Source organism: Nocardioides potassii, from assembly GCF_021648885.1.
GTDB lineage: Bacteria > Actinomycetota > Actinomycetes > Propionibacteriales > Nocardioidaceae > Nocardioides > Nocardioides potassii.
This window is the reverse complement of sequence record NZ_JAKJHZ010000003.1, coordinates 434,805-450,175: the sequence shown is the minus strand read 5'-3', so window position 1 is coordinate 450,175 and position 15,371 is coordinate 434,805. Positions and strand designations below refer to the sequence as shown.

The following is a 15,371-nucleotide window of genomic DNA, read 5'->3' as shown; positions in this document are numbered from 1 at the left end:
ATGACCGTGACAGAACACCTCTACGACGTCGTCGTGATCGGCGCCGGACCGGCGGGCGAGAACGTCGCCGACCGGGTGGTCGCCGGCGGTCTCACCGCGGTGGTCGTCGAGCAGCAGCTCGTCGGCGGCGAGTGCTCCTACTGGGCCTGCATGCCGACCAAGGCGCTGCTGTCCGCCACGACCTCACATCCGGCCCGCACGCTCGGCGCCTCCGACGCCGCCGAACAGGTGGCCGCGGCGCTGGCACGACGCGACCGGTTCGCCTCCCACTGGCACGACGACGACCAGGTGGCGTGGCTGGACAGCGCCGGGATCGCGCTGCTGCGCGGCCGCGCTCGCCTCGCCGGACGGCTCGCAGTGGACGTCCTCCCTGCCGACTCCGACGAGCCCGTCGCCCGCGTGACGGCACGGCACGCCGTCGTCCTGGCGACCGGCACCTCGGCGCTCGTCCCGCCCGTCCCGGGGCTGCGGGAGGTCGGGGCCTGGACGAGCAGGGACGCGGCGGCCGCGCAGGAGGTCCCGGCGTCGCTCGCCATCGTCGGCGGTGGCGTGGTCGCGACCGAGATGGCCACCGCCTACGCCGACCTCGGCTCTGCGGTGACCGTGCTGGCCCGTGACGGGGTCCTGCCGAACCTCGAGCCGTTCGCCAGCGCCATGGTCGTCCGCTCGCTCGAGGACGCGGGCGTCGACGTACGTCTCGGCGCGGAGGTCGTCGGGGCACGCAGGGACGAGCGAGGTGTCGAGCTCGATGTCGGCGGCGCGGGGACGGTCCGTGCGGACGAGGTCCTGGTCGCCGTCGGTCGGAGGCCGAACACCCACGGCCTGGGGCTCGGCAGCATCGGGCTGGATGATGGGTCGTGGATCTCCGTCGACGAGACCCTCCGGGTGCTCGACCGCGATGGCACGCTGCTCGACGGTGGCTGGCTCTACGCGGTGGGCGACGTCAACGGCCGTGCACTGGTCACCCATCAGGGCAAGTACCAGGCCAGGGCGGCCGGCGACGCGATCGTCGCGAGGGCTGCGGGACTGGCGGCCGACGACGAGCCGTGGGGATGGCACGCCGCCACCGCGGACCACGCCGCCGTCCCGCAGGTGGTGTTCAGCCATCCCGAGGTCGCGGCGGTCGGAGTCACCCTCGACCAGGCCAGGTCACGCGGCATCGAGGCCGTGGCGGTCGACTTCGACCTCAGCGCGACCGCCGGCGCAGCCCTGCGACCCGACGGCTTCCGGGGGCAGGCGCGCCTCGTGGTCGACCGCCCACGCGACGTCGTCGTCGGTGCCACGTTCGCGGGCGACGGTGTCGACGAGCTCCTCCACGCGGCCACCATCGCCGTCGTCGGCGAGGTCCCGGTGAAGCGCCTCTGGCACGCCGTCCCCGCGTTCCCGACGGTCAGCGAGGCCTGGCTGCGGCTGCTCGAGGCCTACGGGCGACCCGACTCACGTCACGACCTCAGCGGGCGGCCGGCGCGCGTCCCTGCCTGAGGTACGCGTGGAGCGGCTGGGAGGCCGTCGCGGGCGGGCTCGCTCCGTAGCGGGCTCGCTCGACCGGTCAGGAGTCGTCGCGCCTGCGCATGCCGCGCAGCGCAGGCGCGCCGTCGACGTCGTTGAGGCGGTCGAGCACCTCGTGCAGGTGCTCGCGCAGCCGGTGTGAGTGGTCCGTGGCCACCTGCTGCAGCCTCGCGACCTCGGCCTCACCTGCCGAACGCCGCTCCGCGGTCTCGGCCCGGATGGCCTCTGCCTCGCCCGCCGCGCGTCGCACGATCTCCGAGGCGTCGCGCTGGGCCGTCTCGACGAGCTCGTCGGCCGTGCGGCGGGCAGTGCTCACCAGGGCGTCCGCCTCCGCTCGTGCAGCGGCGACCACCTCGGCGGCCTCGACCCGAGCGTCGTCTCGCCACTGGTCGGTGTCCCGCGCGGTCATCTCGAGGAGCCGCGCGGCCGAGGTCGAGCGCGGTCCCGGCACCACGATGCGTCCGGTCTCACCGTCGGCACGAGGCTCGAGCGATGCGCCGTGACTGCTCTCCTGCTGTTCCTGGCTCACCACGTCTGTCTCCTCACCTCCCGCTCGGGCGGGATCACAGCAGCGTACGAGGAGACGCACACGGACCTCGACCCGGGGCGTCCGGCGGTGAGCAGCCACTCCGAATGGAGGGGCTCGCGCGCCCGGCACGATCGTGGGACGCTGAACTCTATGGCTTCGGGGTCACTCTCTGAACGCATGGCGTGGACAGGACGCCGCCTTCAGGAAACGCACGACGATCCGCGGGCGACGTTCCAGACCGCGGTGGAGGTCACGCACAGCTCGATCGAGGAATGTGACGCCGTCGGGATGTCGTTCGTCTCCCGCAAGCACACCGTGACCACGGTCGCCGCGACCGACGAGTTGGCCGTCGTCGCCGACCAGCTGCAGTACGACCTCCGCGAGGGGCCGCGCCTGGACGCGGTGTGGGAGAAGCACATCGTCCGGAGCCGTGACCTCTCCGCCGATCCGCGGTGGCCCACCTGGGGTCCTCGTGTGTCGGAGCAGACGTCCGCCCGCAGCGTGGTGTCGTACCAGCTGTTCACCAACGCCGACCACCTCGGAGCGCTCAACCTGTACTCGAAGGAGGTCGACGCGTTCGACGACACGACGATGGAGGAGGGCTACGCGATCGCCGCGCACATCTCCATCGCCGTTTCCTCGGCGCTGGAGATCGACGCCCTGGCGCAAGGACTGGCGAGCCGAACGGTGATCGGTCAAGCGACAGGGATTCTGATGGAGCGGTACGACCTGGACTCGTCCCGTGCGTTCAGCGTCCTGGCCCGGCTGTCCAGCCAGGGCAACATCAAGATCCGCACCCTGGCCGAGCAGATCGTGGACAACCGTCACGACGGAGTCGGGCTGCCCCCGTCGATCGATCACCGACCTCTCTCGCGAGGCACCGGCTGATCGAAGGGCCATCGCGCGTTCGACAGCCGCCCGGGGATGCACAGGGCGTGCCACACTTGTGACCGATGGTCACCTCGGCGGGAGGAGCGTGAGATGCCCACATCGACGTGGGAGAGATTGCCGCAGGCTCGTCGCGCCGCGGTCATCTCGGCAGCCGAGGCCGAGTTCGCCGAGCACGGCTTCTCCGGCGGAAGCCTCAACGTGATCGCGCGCGAGGCCGGCGTGGCGAAGGGCAGCCTCTTCCAGTACTTCCACGACAAGGTGGACCTCTACTCCTACCTGTCCGAGCGGGCGAGCACCCGCATCCGCGGCGACATGGAGCCCGTCATCGCGTCACTGCCGTGGCAGACGGACTTCTTCGGGGCGTTCGAGGACCTGACGGTGGCGTGGGTCGCGTACTTCCGTTCGCATCCGTTGGAGCTGGCGATGACGGTGGCGGTGAACCTCGAGCCGGACCGTTCGGCGCGCACGGCGGTCCGCCGTGTCGCCAACGAGCACTACCTCTCGGTGCTCGAGCCGCTGTTGCGAACCGCGAAGGACAGCGGCGCGCTCCGTCCCGATGCGGACATCGAGGCCTTCCTGTCGCTGCTCCTGGTCCTGCTGCCCCATGTTGCTGTGGCGCCGAGCAGCCCCGGACTGGATCCCGTCCTGGGGCTGAGCAGCCCCGACCACGACGACCAGGTAGCGGCCGCGAAGAGGCTGGTGGCGGTGCTGCGGGCGGCATTCGAGCCGGCGCCGGTCGGGGTGGCCTGACTCAGCGCGACGCTCGAGCGGCGAGCCAGTCGAGCATCGCTCGCGCTGGTCCTGCCCAGCTGCCGTCCAGCATGAGGTCGTGGCCCATCCCGGGGAACTCCCGCAGCTCCGCGCCGTAGCGCCGTGCCGTCCTCCTCACGTCGGTGATCGGGACCAGGGCGTCGTCGGGAGTGGCGAGCACCAGCACTGGCGCTGACGCGCGCGGCGCACTCGACGGGCGGTGGAGCAGCAGCTGGTACTGCGCCACCGAGGACTCCTTCCCGCACCGGGCGCTCACCCGTCGCGCCGCGTCCTCCGGGAGCTGGTTGACGAGGTACTCCGGTCGGAGCGGGAGCGATCCTCCGGCGATCATGCGCGCAGCGTCGAGGGGATGCCGGCGGGCGATGGCGAGCAGCGACCCGATGGCCGGGTGCGCCGGAACCGGGGCGACGAGCACCCCCGCCGCAGCGCCGTAGCGGGCCAGCGCCTTCTGCACGACCAGACCGCCCATCGAGTGCCCGACGAGCACCGCTCGACGGGGCAGGGTCGCAGCGACGTGGACCACGTCGTCGACGTAGGTCCCGAGGGAGGCGCTGCGCAACGATCCGCCGCTGCCGCCGTGACCGCGCAGCGACAGCGCGTACGCCGGGTGTCCGGCCCGCGCGGCCTCGAGCATCCAGTCCGTCCAGCACCAGGCCGCGTGCCCGAGGCCGTGGACGAAGAGCACCGGCGGCTTGTCACCGTCCGCGGGCGGGGCGGCGTACAGCACTTCCAGGTCGCGCGGTCCGGTCGTGGTCTCCACGGAGGTGTTGATCGTCACGGCAGGAGAGCCTACAGTGACCACTGGTCATATGACCATCGGTCACACATCACTCCGGAGACTCCCATGACGACGACAGCCCTCCCCCACCCGCCGTACGACGTGCGCGACGGCTCCGGGCAACGTGTCTGCGTGATCGGGGCGGGCTCCTCCGGCATCGCCGCCGTCAAGGTGCTGCACGAGCGCGGCATCGACGTCAAGTGCTTCGAGCTGTCCGACCGGGTCGGCGGCAACTGGGTGTGGGGCAACAGCAACGGAGTGTCGTCGTCCTACCGGTCGTTGCACATCAACACCTCGCGGAGCCGGATGGAGTTCAGCGACTTCCCGATGCCCGAGCACCTGCCGAACTTCGCCCGCCACGACCAGATCGCGGCGTACTTCGACTCCTACGTCGACCACTTCGGCTTCCGCGACCACATCACGTTCAGCACTGGCGTGGAGCACGTCGAGGCACTCGCCGGAGGCGGGTTCGACGTGAGGCTGAGCACCGGGGAGACCCGCTCGTACGACGCCGTGGTGGTCGCCAACGGCCACCACTGGGATCCCCGCCTCCCCGAGCCCGGCTTCCCCGGTGTCGAGACCTTCACGGGTGAGCAGATCCACTCCCACCACTACAGCGACGAGCAGCAGCTGGTGGGCAGGAAGGTGGTCGTCCTCGGCATGGGAAACTCCGCGATGGACATCGCCGTGGACGCCAGCTACCACGCGGCCGAGACCTACCTGGCCCACCGGCGCGGCGTGCACATCATCCCCAAGTACGTCTTCGGCAAGCCGTACGACGAGATCGCCGGGCACGAGCGGATCCCGGGATGGGTGCGGTGGCCGGTCGCCCGGCTGATGATGCGCGCCGCGACGGGCCCGATGTCGCGCTACGGCCTGCAGCAACCGGACCACAAGTTCGCGCAGGCGCACCCGACGATGTCCAGCCGCATCCTGGACCGCCTCGCGCACGGCGCCATCACGCCCAAGCCGAACATCGCGCGGTTCGAGGGCGACGAGGTCGTCTTCGAGGACGGCTCGCGCGTGGCCGCCGACCTGGTGGTCTACTGCACCGGCTACAAGATCTCCTTCCCCTTCTTCGACCCCGACTTCCTCGACCCGAGCGGGGACAACGAGGTCCGGCTCTACCAGCGCATGTTCCACCCGACGGTCCCCGGCCTGTACTTCGTCGGACTCATCCAGCCGCTGGGTGCCATCATGCCGATCGCCGAGCGCCAGTCCGAGCTGGTCGCCGACCACCTCGAGGGGAGCTACGCCCTGCCCGATGCGTCGCAGATGAAGCGCGAGATCGACCGTCACCGCAGCGCGATCGCCAAGCGCTACGTCGCCAGCAAGCGCCACACGATCCAGGTCGACTTCGACGACTACATGCTCACCCTGCGGCGCGAGCGCAAGGCCGGTGCCCGGCGAGCGGTCACCGGCGGCGCCCCTTCGCGGCTCGGCTCCACGAGCGCAGGCTGACACCGTGACCGGCCCCGAGAGGACACTCGCAGGCATGCCGTCGTCCTGCACCGCTGAGGATTCCTCCTTCGTGTCGCGAGGGACCACGTGCGCCGCGACCGTCCACCGCCCGGTGTCGTCCGCGACGGAAGCTCCGGTGATCGTGATGGGCCACGGCTTCGGCGCCGTACGAGCGCTGCGCCTGGGTGCGTTCGCCGAGCGCTTCGCAGCCGCGGGCTACACCGTCGTCACGTTCGACTACCGGGGCTTCGGCGACAGCGACGGGACACCTCGACAGGTCGTCGACGTCACCATGCAGCACCAGGACTGGCGAGCAGCACTCGCGTTCGCGCGGTCCCTGGACGGGGTGGACCCGGCGAAGGTGGTGGCCTGGGGCACCTCGTTCGCGGGCGGTCACGTCATCAGCCTCGCCGGACGAGGTGAGCCGCTCGCGGCGATGATCGCCCAGGTGCCCCACGTCAGCGGGCCCGCAGCAGTGAGGTCGACGGGCATCCGCGCGGGCGTCCGGCTCGTCCCGGCAGCCGTGCGCGACCAGGTCCGGGCCTGGTCGGGCAGGGCGCCCGTCTACGTCGAGTCCGCCGGCGCCCCGGGACAGACCGCCGTGATGACCTCCCCCGACGCCATGCCCGGGGTCGAGAAGCTCATCGCCGAGTCGGGCATCGCGCAGGGCGAGCACCGCACCGACGTCGCAGCGAGGATCGCGCTGAGGATCGGCCTCTACTCCCCCAGACGGTGGGCGTCCGGCGTCCGGTGCCCGGCGCTCGTGCAGATCGTGGACGCGGATGCCATCACGCCGGCCCGGATCGCCCGGGCTACCGCCGCCCGGATGGCAGCGCCGACCGTGCGCGTGTACACCGGGGGCCACTTCGACCCCTACGTCGAGCCACTGTTCGAGCGGGTGGTCACCGACCAGCTCGCTTTCCTGCGCGAGCACGTCCCGGCTCGATGACCGGCAGCTGCACCGGTCAGACGTTGAAGCGGAACTCCACCACGTCGCCGTCGGCCATCACGTAGTCCTTGCCCTCCATGCGCACCTTGCCGGCCTCCTTGGCCTTGAGCATGGAGCCGGCGGCCATCAGGTCGTCGAAGGAGACGACCTCTGCCTTGATGAAGCCCTTCTGGAAGTCGGTGTGGATGACACCCGCGGCCTCCGGAGCGGTGGCGCCCTTGCGGATCGTCCAGGCCCGCGTCTCCTTGGGGCCGGCGGTCAGGTAGGTCTGCAGGCCGAGCGTGTCGAAGCCGACCCGGGCGAGCTGGTCGAGGCCGGACTCGGTGATGCCCATCTCGCCGAGCATCTCGTGCGCCATCTCGTCGTCGTCCATCTCGGCGAGCTCGGCCTCGAACTTCGCGTCGAGGAAGATCGCCTCGGCCGGCGCGATGATCTCGCGCATCCGGTCCTTGAGGGCCTCGTCGGCGAGCTCGTCGGCGTCGCAGTTGAAGACGTAGATGAACGGCTTGGCCGTCAAGAGCGACAGCTCGCGCAGGAGCGAGCGGTCGATGTCGGTCGCGATGACCGGGGTGCCGGACTCGAGCGCGTCCTTCGCGGCGCGGGCGGCCTCGAGGTTGGCGACGAGGTCCTTGACCTTGCGCGACTCCTTCTCGAGCCGGGCGATCGCCTTCTCGACGGTCTCGAGGTCGGCGAAGATCAGCTCGGTCTGGATGGTGGAGATGTCGTTGGCCGGGTTGACCTCGCCGTCGACGTGGGTGACGTCCTCGTCGCGGAAGACCCGGGTCACCTGGCAGATGGCGGCCGACTCGCGGATGTGGGCGAGGAACTTGTTGCCCAGGCCCTCACCCTGCGAGGCACCGCGGACGATGCCGGCGATGTCGACGAACTCGACGGTGGCGGGCAGCACCTTGGCGGACTCGAAGACCTCCGCGAGCTGCGGCAGCCGCTCGTCCGGCACCCCGACGACGCCGACGTTGGGCTCGATGGTCGCGAACGGGTAGTTCGCCGCGAGGACGTCGTTCTTGGTCAGTGCGTTGAAGAGCGTCGACTTGCCCGCGTTGGGGAGACCGACGATGCCGATGGTGAGAGCCACGGGCGGGGAGTCTACGGCGGCGCCGGACCCGCGGACGAAACGCGACCGCGCCACGACGAAGGGCCCGACCCAGCGGGTCGGGCCCTCCCCCCGGTCAGGGAAGGTGCCGGCTCAGGAGCCGTACACCGCCCGCACGAGTGTCGGTCGGATTGGTGGGTGCCCCTCCACCACACCCCGGCGCCGGATCGCAGGGGAAGGTCTGGTCAGGGTCAGGTGTGTGCACTGCACGAACCTGCAGAAGTACGTCGGCTCGCCCAGCGAAGCTCCGGATCGCACAAGTTCGCCGACGCGGGCGCACCTGCAAGACTCGCCCGCATGAGCGACGTCGTGCTGCGCGAGCCCGCCCACCGGGTCTCGCCGCGGGCGGTCCCCTACTGGCGGCTGTCGGCGGCGATCGGGGACGCGATCGTCGCGATCGCAGCCGTGGTGGCGTACGTCGTCGTGCCCGGCATGCCGGGGTGGACCATCGTCCTCGTGCTGCTCGTCGTCGCCGCGGCCGTCGCACACGTGGTGCTGATGCCGCGGATCCGCTACCGCGTGCACCGGTGGGAGGTCACCGACACGGCGGTGCACACCCGCTCCGGCTGGATCGGGCGGGAGTCCCGCATCGCGCCGATCAGCCGGGTGCAGACGGTGGACTCCCGCCAGGGCGCGCTGATGCGGCCCTTCGGGCTGGCCTCGATCACCGTCACCACCGCGTCGGCCGCCGGTCCGATCACCGTCGACTGCCTGGACGCCGACACCGCTCGCGAGGTGGTCGCGCGGCTGACCGCGATCACCGCCGCCACGGAGGACGACGCCACGTGATCCCCTCCCCCGGTGACGGGTGGTCCCGGCTCAGTCCCCGCAAGCTCCTGCTCGATCCCGTCAAGGCGATCGGTCAGGCCTTCGTGCCGGTCGTGGTCGCGCTGGTGGGCATCAGCCAGAGCGACGGAGGGTTCGGCTGGGTGCTGCTGCCGATCGCCGTGGTCGCCCCGCTCCTCTTCGGCGCGCTCCCCTGGCTCACCACGCACTACCGGCTCACCGACACCCAGGTCCAGGTCCGCTCCGGCATCCTCAGCCGGAACACCTCGACCGCTCCGCTCGACCGGGTGCGGAGCGTCGACCTGGAGGCATCGCTGCTGCACCGGGTCCTGGGCCTGCAGAAGGTCGAGATCGGCACCGGCGTCGACGACGACCGGATCACCCTCGACGCGCTCGCGGCGGCAGACGCCCGTGCGCTCCGTACGACGCTCCTGCGCCGTCGCGAACCGCCGACGACCGGGCCTGTCGAGGTCGCCGACGCACCCGTCGACGGCGAGGTCGCGGTCCCACCGCCGTCAGCTCCTCCCGCTGTGGAGCTCGCCCGGATCGACTGGTCGTGGCTGCGGTTCGCGCCGTTCAGCCTCGGTCGCCTCGTCCTCCTGGCCGGCGCGCTCGGCGTGCTCTCCCAGTTCGGCAACGACCTGCCGATCTGGAACGAGGAGACGGCCCGGTCGGCGTGGGAGTGGATCATCCAGTTCGCCCTCGTCACGGTCGTCCTCGTCCTGGCCGCCGGGGCGCTCGCCATCTGGCTCGTCGTGTCCGTCGCCGGCTACGTCGTCCAGTGGTGGCGCTTCCTCCTGGTGCGCGAGCACGGCTCGCTGCACCTGACGAGCGGGCTCTTCACCACGCGCTCGATCACCGTCGAGAAGGCCAAGGTGCGCGGCGTGGAGATGACGGAGCCCGTCCTCATGCGCCTCGTCGGCGGCGCCGAGCTCTCGACGCTGGCCACCGGCGTCGAGGATGGCGTGACCCAGGTGCTCCCGCCGTGCCCGCGCGACGTCGCGATCGGAGTCGGCGAGACCGTGCTCGAGCACCGCGGACCGCTGACGGCACCGCTCGTCGAGCACGGCCGCCTCGCCCGGCGTCGCGCGTGGTTCCGCCAGCTGCGCGAGGCAGTGTTTCTCGTGGTGGTCGCGGCCGTCGCCGCGTGGTGGTTCGACGTCTCGTGGTGGTGGGTCGGTGCCGGCGGGGTCGCCCTCCTGCTGCTGGCCGCGGCCGTGGGCGAGTCGTCGTACCGACACCTGGGGCACGCGCTCACCGGCGACCACCTGGTCGCGGGCAGCGGTCAGCTCGCGCGGGTCCGCACGGTCCTCGAGACCGACGGCATCATCGGCTGGGTCGTCTCGCAGACGTGGTGGCAGCGGCGCATCGGGCTCGCCGACCTGGTCGCCACGACGGCCGCCGGCAACGAGCGCGTGCTCGTGCACGACGTACGGCTCGAGGTGGCGGTCGCCCTCGCCGACGCCGCAACGCCCGGGTTGGTGCGCGAGTTCCTGGTCGAGCCGGCCGAGGCCGGCTAGAACCGCCTAGAACCAGCTCGCCCGCATGTCGAGCGTGGTCGTGTCGCCCGCCGCCAGCAGGTCCAGCATCGGACCCACCTTGGGCAGCTCCCAGCCGAAGAAGTAGCGGGCCGCGGCGCGCTTGCCGTCGTAGAAGTCGCCGTCCTTGTCGCCCACCGCGACGAGCTGCTCGAGCCACATCCACGCGATCACGACGTGACCGGCGGCCTCGAGGTAGATCGTCGCGTTGGCCATGATCCGGTCGGGGTCCCCCAGACCGGCCAGACTCATCGTGACCTCGCCGAGCCGGTCGACCATCGCCTTCAGCGCGGCGGCGTGCTCGGCGGGCTCACCGGCGAGGGCAGTGGCCCGGTCGACGGTCTCCCCGATGCGGCCGGCCAGCGCCATCAGCGACGCGCCACCGCCGCCGAGCACCTTGCGGCCGAGCAGGTCGAGCGCCTGGATGCCGTGCGTGCCCTCGTGGATCGGGTTGAGCCGCTGGTCGCGCCAGTGCGCCTCGACGTCGTGGTCGCGGGTGTAGCCGGCACCGCCGAGCACCTGGATCGCCAGGCTGCACGACTCCTGGCCCCACTGCGAGGGCCACGACTTCGCGATCGGGGTGAGCACGTCGAGCAGCTGGCCGGCGGCGAGCCGCTCGTCGTCGTCCGTGGCGGTCACCTGGTCGTCGAGCAGCCGGCTGCACCAGAGGTTGAGCGCGAGCGCGCCCTCGACGTAGGACTTCTGCGCCAGCAGCATCCGGCGCACGTCGGCGTGCTCGATGATCGGCACCTGCGGCCCGGTCGGGTCGGCGGCGGTCAGCGACCGGCCCTGTGGCCGGGAGCGGGCGTACTCCAGCGACTTCAAGTACGCCGTGTAGGCGGTGGTGGTCGCCGACATCCCGACGCCGAGCCGGGCGGCGTTCATCATGTGGAACATGTAGGAGAGGCCCTTGTGGGGCTCGCCCACGAGGTAGCCGATCGCACCGGGCGAGCCACCGGGCGTGAAGGCGCCGTCGCCGAACACAGGCGCGGTGTTGACCGTGCCGCGGCTGCCGAGCTTGTGGTTGATCCCGGCGAGGGAGACGTCGTTGCGCTCGCCGATCGAGCCGTCGTCGTTCACGAGGTGCTTGGGGACGATGAAGAGCGAGATGCCGCGCGATCCCGGCGGCGCGTCGGGCAGCTTGGCCAGCACGAGGTGGACGATGTTGTCGCCCATCTCGTGGTCGCCGCCGGAGATCCACATCTTGCTGCCGAAGATGCGGTAGGTGCCGTCGTCCGCTGGCACCGCGCGGGTGACGACGTCGCCGAGGCTGGAGCCGGCGTGCGGCTCGGAGAGGGTCATCGTGCCGAAGAACCGGCCCTCGAGCATCGGCCCGACGTAGCGCTCGACCTGCTCGGGCGAGCCGTGGGCGAGCAGCAGGCCGGCGTTGGCGATGGTGAGGAACGAGTACGCCGCGGTGCCGATGTTGGCCGCGGTGAACCACGCCATGCACGCCGCCGCCACGACGCGCGGCACCTGCAGGCCGCCGTGCTCCTCGTCGAGCGACAGGGTCAGCACGTCGGCGCGGGCGAGCTTCTGCAGCGCGGACTCGATCTCCGGGATCAGGGTGACCTTCGAGCCGTCGAAGGACGGCTCCTCGGTGTCGCTCTTGCGGTAGTGGCTCGCGAAGTGCTCGGTGGCGAGCTCCTCGCACAGCGCCAGCAGGGCGTCGTACGACGCGCGGTCGTGCTCGGCGAACCGCGGCCGCTCGCTGAGCTTCTCGACGTCGAGCCACTCGAAGAGGAGGAACTCGAGGTCGCGGGGGTTGAGGATCACCGAGCTGCTGGTCACGAGGCGACCGTATCCGGGCAGACGAACGCCCCCTCCGCTCGGGACGGAAGGGGCGTTCGTCTCCTCAGCGGATCAGGCGCCGTAGAGGGCGACTGCTCCCTGGCGGTCGGTGCTGGTCATCGAGAGGTTGCTCGACGAGCCGTTGCACTGCGGGTAGTGCATGATCGACGCCGAGTCGTACGGCGTCAGCGGACGCCAGTTGTTGTCCTCGAAGCAGGTGCCGGCCTCGGGACGGGTGTGCTCGTGGCGGAAGCCCAGCGTGTGGCCGAGCTCGTGGCCGAGGATGTTGGACGGCGTCCAGCTGCCCGAGGTCCAGATCGAGTCGTCGACCAGGACGTTGCGCGAGCGCTTCGGGGTGCTCGGGAAGAACGCGCGGGCGATGTACTGCGAGGTCTGGACGGGCTCGACCGAGAACAGCACGTTGTTGTTGCGCGTGGTGCAGCTCGGGTCCTGCGACGGGACGTAGACGAAGTTGATCTTCGACGAGGCGGCCTCCCAGAGGCCGGCTCCGCCGTTCATCGCGTTGACGATGTCGGCCTTGCGGCTGCCGAACTTGTCGCTGACGCAGTAGGTGAGGTTGCCGACCTGGGCGGTCGACCACTTGTCGTCGACACCGCCCACGGTGTTGACGATCAGGCCCTCGTTGAGGGTGTCCTCACCGACCAGGCGGTCGTAGAACTTCTGCAGGTCGGCGTTGGTGCCGGCCGGCTCGTCACCGTTGACGATGTACTGCTTGTCCGCGTCCTGGTAGGTCGCGGCCTTGAACTCCTGGTAGGTCGGCACGGTGGTGCCGGTCTCCGTGGCGGCCATGGCCGGCGAGGCCAGTGCCGCGCCGAGGAGTGCGGAGCTGGCGAGGGCGATCGCCCCGAGTCGACTGCGCTGCATCGTGATTTCTTCTCCTTGATGGGGGATGTGGGCACACGCCATCTCGGAGGTCGAGCAAGGGTCGACCAGGTGAGAGACAGGTCGATCCAGTGGTGAGCACGAAGTTCCCGAGACCAGTGCGCTGCTCAGAACCTCCCCCACGGACCCCCCATCTGTAAAGGGTCGGCGCCGTGAAGACTGTCCCCGCCCCGTGGCGTACGCCGTCGGATCCCGTCCCTAGGGTGGAGTGGTGCGCATCGCCACCTGGAACGTCAACAGCCTCCGCTCCCGCATCGACCGCGTGGAGGCGTTCGTGCAACGCCACGACATCGACGTGCTCGCGCTGCAGGAGACCAAGGCCCGCGAGGACCAGCTGCCGCTGATGGGCCTGCAGGCCCTCGGCTACGAGATCGCGGTGGCCGGGTTGAACCAGTGGAACGGCGTCGCGCTGCTCTCGCGCGTCGGGCTCGACGACGTGCAGGTCGGCTTCGAGGGCATGCCGACCTGGGGCGAGCCCGCGACCGAGGAGGCGCGCGCGATCGCCGCCACGTGCGAGGGCGTCCGCATCTGGTCGCTCTACGTCCCCAACGGCCGCAAGCCCGACGACCCGCACTACGTCTACAAGCTCGACTGGCTCGCGCGGCTGCGCGAGACGGCCCGCGGGTGGCTCGACACCCCGACCGCGATGGTCGGCGACTGGAACATCTGCCCCACCGACGACGACGTCTTCGACCCGGCGCAGTTCCAGAAGTCGACCCACGTCACGCCGCCGGAGCGGGCCGCGTTCCAGGGCTTCCTCGACGACGGGTACACCGAGGTGACCCGCGCGCACGCCCCCGGCTACACCTACTGGGACTACTACCGCCAGCGCTTCGAGCGCGACCGCGGGCTCAAGATCGACTTCGTGGTGGCGTCCCCGGCCCTCGCTTCGCGGGTCACCGGCGCCTTCATCGACCGCGACGAGCGCGACCCGCAGGTGTTCTCGGGTGCTCCCTCCGACCACGCCCCCGTGGTCGTCGACCTCGGCTGAGTCACATGACCCCTGCGGGCTGCGGCTGGTCCGCGGGCTGCGGCCTCCGCCGGATGGCGTACGACATCGCGGCGGCGACCGCGCAGAGGCCGGCCGCCGAGTAGAAGGCGGGGTCGTAGTCCCCGGTGACGTCGCGGACGATGCCGGCGCCGGTGGCGGCGACGGCCGCGCCGACCTGGTGGCTGGCGAAGACCCAGCCGAACACGATGGGGCCGGAGGCTGCGCCGAACCACTCGCGGCAGATCGCGACCGTCGGCGGCACGGTCGCCACCCAGTCGAGGCCGTAGACGATGATGAAGACCCACATGCTCGGCTGCACGTGCGGCGACATCAGCGCCGGGAGCGTTATCAGGCCGACACCGCGCAGGGCGTAGTAGCCGACGAGCAGCAGGCGCGGGTCGACCTTGTCGGTGAGCCAGCCCGACGCGATCGTCCCGACGACGTCGAAGACCCCGACGACCGCGAGCAGCGACGCGGCGGTGGTCGCGGGCATGCCGTGGTCGTGTGCCGCGGGCACGAAGTGCGTGGCGATGAGGCCGTTGGTGGTCATCCCGCAGATCGCGAACCCGCCCGCGAGCAGCCAGAACGTCCGCGTACGGGCGGCGTCGCGCAGCACCGCCAGCGCGCGGCCGGCGCTCGAGCCGACCTGCTGGTGCGGTGGCGGGCCGGGGTCGGCGTCGGTCGCGCCGAGCGCACGAAGCCCGAGGTCGGCCGGGTGGTTGCGGAGGAAGACGAGGACCAGGGGTACGACGGCCAGCGCGGCCACGGACGCCAGCAGCGCCGCCGTACGCCACCCGTGGTGGGTGGCGAGCCACGCCACGACAGGGAGGAAGATCAGCTGCCCGGTGGCGTTGCCGGCGGTGAGGATGCCGCTCACGAGGCCGCGGCGCGCGACGAACCAGCGACTCGTGATGGTGGCGACGAAGGCCATCGACATCGACCCGGTGCCGACCCCGACGAGCAAGCCCCACGTGAGGATCAGCTGCCACGGCTGGGTCATGAAGACGGTCAGCCCGCTCCCCAGCGCGACCATCAGCAGCGCGAAGGTGACGACGGGACGGACGCCGAAGCGGTCCATGAGCGCGGCGGCGAAGGGCGAGATGAGCCCGAAGAGCATGAGGTTGAGCGAGACCGCCGACCCGATCAGGCCGTGGGACCAGCCGAACTCGTCGTGCAGCGGCTCGATCAGCACCCCCGGCACCGAGCGGAAGGCTGCGGCACCGACCAGCGTGGTGAAGGCGACGGCCGCGACGACCCAGGCGAAGTGGACCCGCGGGCGGGGGTCGTCGGCGGGCGTCAGGGGCCCTGGCGGCGGGCTCGTCATCGTCACGCGCGACAGCCTCTCGCGTCGGGCTTCTGGCGA

14 protein-coding genes are annotated in these 15,371 nt (G+C 71.1%); 8 read left to right on the top strand and 6 right to left on the bottom strand.

Features of this window, described 5'->3' with window-relative positions; all coding sequences use genetic code 11:
• A complete protein-coding gene (locus L2K70_RS03535; RefSeq protein WP_236399066.1) occupies positions 1–1,482 on the top strand; it encodes a dihydrolipoyl dehydrogenase family protein in 1,482 nt (493 codons plus the stop codon).
• A gap of 67 nt (positions 1,483–1,549) precedes the next feature.
• On the opposite strand, the gene L2K70_RS03530 is transcribed toward L2K70_RS03535, so the two are convergent.
• The gene (locus L2K70_RS03530; RefSeq protein WP_236399064.1) at positions 1,550–2,041 is read right to left on the bottom strand and encodes an SPFH domain-containing protein; all 492 of its coding nucleotides are present in this window, start codon (positions 2,039–2,041) and stop codon (positions 1,550–1,552) included.
• Between the two features lie 84 nt (positions 2,042–2,125).
• On the opposite strand from L2K70_RS03530, the gene L2K70_RS21525 reads away from it, so the two are divergent.
• Entirely contained in the window at positions 2,126–2,926 is an 801-nt protein-coding gene (locus tag L2K70_RS21525; protein WP_236399063.1) for a GAF and ANTAR domain-containing protein, read from the top strand.
• Between the two features lie 93 nt (positions 2,927–3,019).
• Positions 3,020–3,679, top strand: a complete 660-nt coding sequence (locus L2K70_RS03520) for a TetR/AcrR family transcriptional regulator (RefSeq protein WP_236399061.1) — start codon at positions 3,020–3,022, stop codon at positions 3,677–3,679.
• Between the two features lies 1 nt (position 3,680).
• On the opposite strand, the gene L2K70_RS03515 is transcribed toward L2K70_RS03520, so the two are convergent.
• A complete protein-coding gene (locus L2K70_RS03515; protein WP_236399059.1) occupies positions 3,681–4,478 on the bottom strand; it encodes an alpha/beta hydrolase in 798 nt (265 codons plus the stop codon).
• Between the two features lie 66 nt (positions 4,479–4,544).
• Between L2K70_RS03515 and L2K70_RS03510 the strand changes: the two genes are divergently transcribed.
• Together L2K70_RS03510 and L2K70_RS03505 are read left to right on the top strand one after the other, a co-directional pair.
• Positions 4,545–5,939 (top strand): flavin-containing monooxygenase, encoded by a 1,395-nt coding sequence (locus L2K70_RS03510; RefSeq protein WP_236399057.1) that lies wholly within the window; start codon positions 4,545–4,547, stop codon positions 5,937–5,939.
• 70 nt (positions 5,940–6,009) lie between these two features.
• A complete protein-coding gene (locus L2K70_RS03505; protein WP_236399055.1) occupies positions 6,010–6,888 on the top strand; it encodes an alpha/beta hydrolase in 879 nt (292 codons plus the stop codon).
• A 16-nt stretch (positions 6,889–6,904) separates the two neighbouring features.
• On the opposite strand, the gene ychF is transcribed toward L2K70_RS03505, so the two are convergent.
• Complete coding sequence (ychF, locus tag L2K70_RS03500; RefSeq protein WP_236399052.1) at positions 6,905–7,981, bottom strand: redox-regulated ATPase YchF; 1,077 nt, start codon at positions 7,979–7,981, stop codon at positions 6,905–6,907.
• Positions 7,982–8,296: 315 nt separating this feature from the next.
• On the opposite strand from ychF, the gene L2K70_RS03495 reads away from it, so the two are divergent.
• Entirely contained in the window at positions 8,297–8,788 is a 492-nt protein-coding gene (locus L2K70_RS03495) for a PH domain-containing protein (RefSeq protein WP_236399049.1), read from the top strand.
• Entirely contained in the window at positions 8,785–10,305 is a 1,521-nt protein-coding gene (locus L2K70_RS03490) for a PH domain-containing protein (RefSeq protein ID WP_236399047.1), read from the top strand. The genes L2K70_RS03495 and L2K70_RS03490 overlap by 4 nt, the downstream gene beginning before the upstream one ends.
• Before the next feature lie 6 nt (positions 10,306–10,311).
• Here the strand turns inward: L2K70_RS03490 and L2K70_RS03485 are convergent, their stop codons facing one another.
• Together L2K70_RS03485 and L2K70_RS03480 are read right to left on the bottom strand one after the other, a co-directional pair.
• A complete protein-coding gene (locus L2K70_RS03485) occupies positions 10,312–12,114 on the bottom strand; it encodes an acyl-CoA dehydrogenase (protein ID WP_236399044.1) in 1,803 nt (600 codons plus the stop codon).
• A 72-nt stretch (positions 12,115–12,186) separates the two neighbouring features.
• A complete protein-coding gene (locus tag L2K70_RS03480) occupies positions 12,187–12,999 on the bottom strand; it encodes a matrixin family metalloprotease (RefSeq protein WP_236399042.1) in 813 nt (270 codons plus the stop codon).
• A gap of 229 nt (positions 13,000–13,228) precedes the next feature.
• Here L2K70_RS03480 and L2K70_RS03475 point away from each other — a divergent pair, with 229 nt between their 5' ends.
• Positions 13,229–14,008 (top strand): exodeoxyribonuclease III, encoded by a 780-nt coding sequence (locus L2K70_RS03475; RefSeq protein WP_236399038.1) that lies wholly within the window; start codon positions 13,229–13,231, stop codon positions 14,006–14,008.
• A gap of 1 nt (position 14,009) precedes the next feature.
• On the opposite strand, the gene L2K70_RS03470 is transcribed toward L2K70_RS03475, so the two are convergent.
• The gene (locus tag L2K70_RS03470) at positions 14,010–15,332 is read right to left on the bottom strand and encodes an MFS transporter (protein ID WP_236399405.1); all 1,323 of its coding nucleotides are present in this window, start codon (positions 15,330–15,332) and stop codon (positions 14,010–14,012) included.
• Between the last annotated feature and the right edge of the window lie 39 nt (positions 15,333–15,371).

Bases quoted from the DNA above. Each gene is read 5' to 3' on its own strand.
- L2K70_RS03495 (WP_236399049.1), top strand. From the start codon at position 8,297: ATGAGCGACGTCGTGCTGCGCGAGCCCGCCCACCGGGTCTCGCCGCGG.
- L2K70_RS03470 (WP_236399405.1), bottom strand. From the start codon at position 15,332: ATGACGAGCCCGCCGCCAGGGCCCCTGACGCCCGCCGACGACCCCCGC.
- L2K70_RS03480 (WP_236399042.1), bottom strand. From the start codon at position 12,999: ATGCAGCGCAGTCGACTCGGGGCGATCGCCCTCGCCAGCTCCGCACTC.
- L2K70_RS03520 (WP_236399061.1), top strand. From the start codon at position 3,020: ATGCCCACATCGACGTGGGAGAGATTGCCGCAGGCTCGTCGCGCCGCG.
- L2K70_RS03535 (WP_236399066.1), top strand. From the start codon at position 1: ATGACCGTGACAGAACACCTCTACGACGTCGTCGTGATCGGCGCCGGA.
- L2K70_RS03510 (WP_236399057.1), top strand. From the start codon at position 4,545: ATGACGACGACAGCCCTCCCCCACCCGCCGTACGACGTGCGCGACGGC.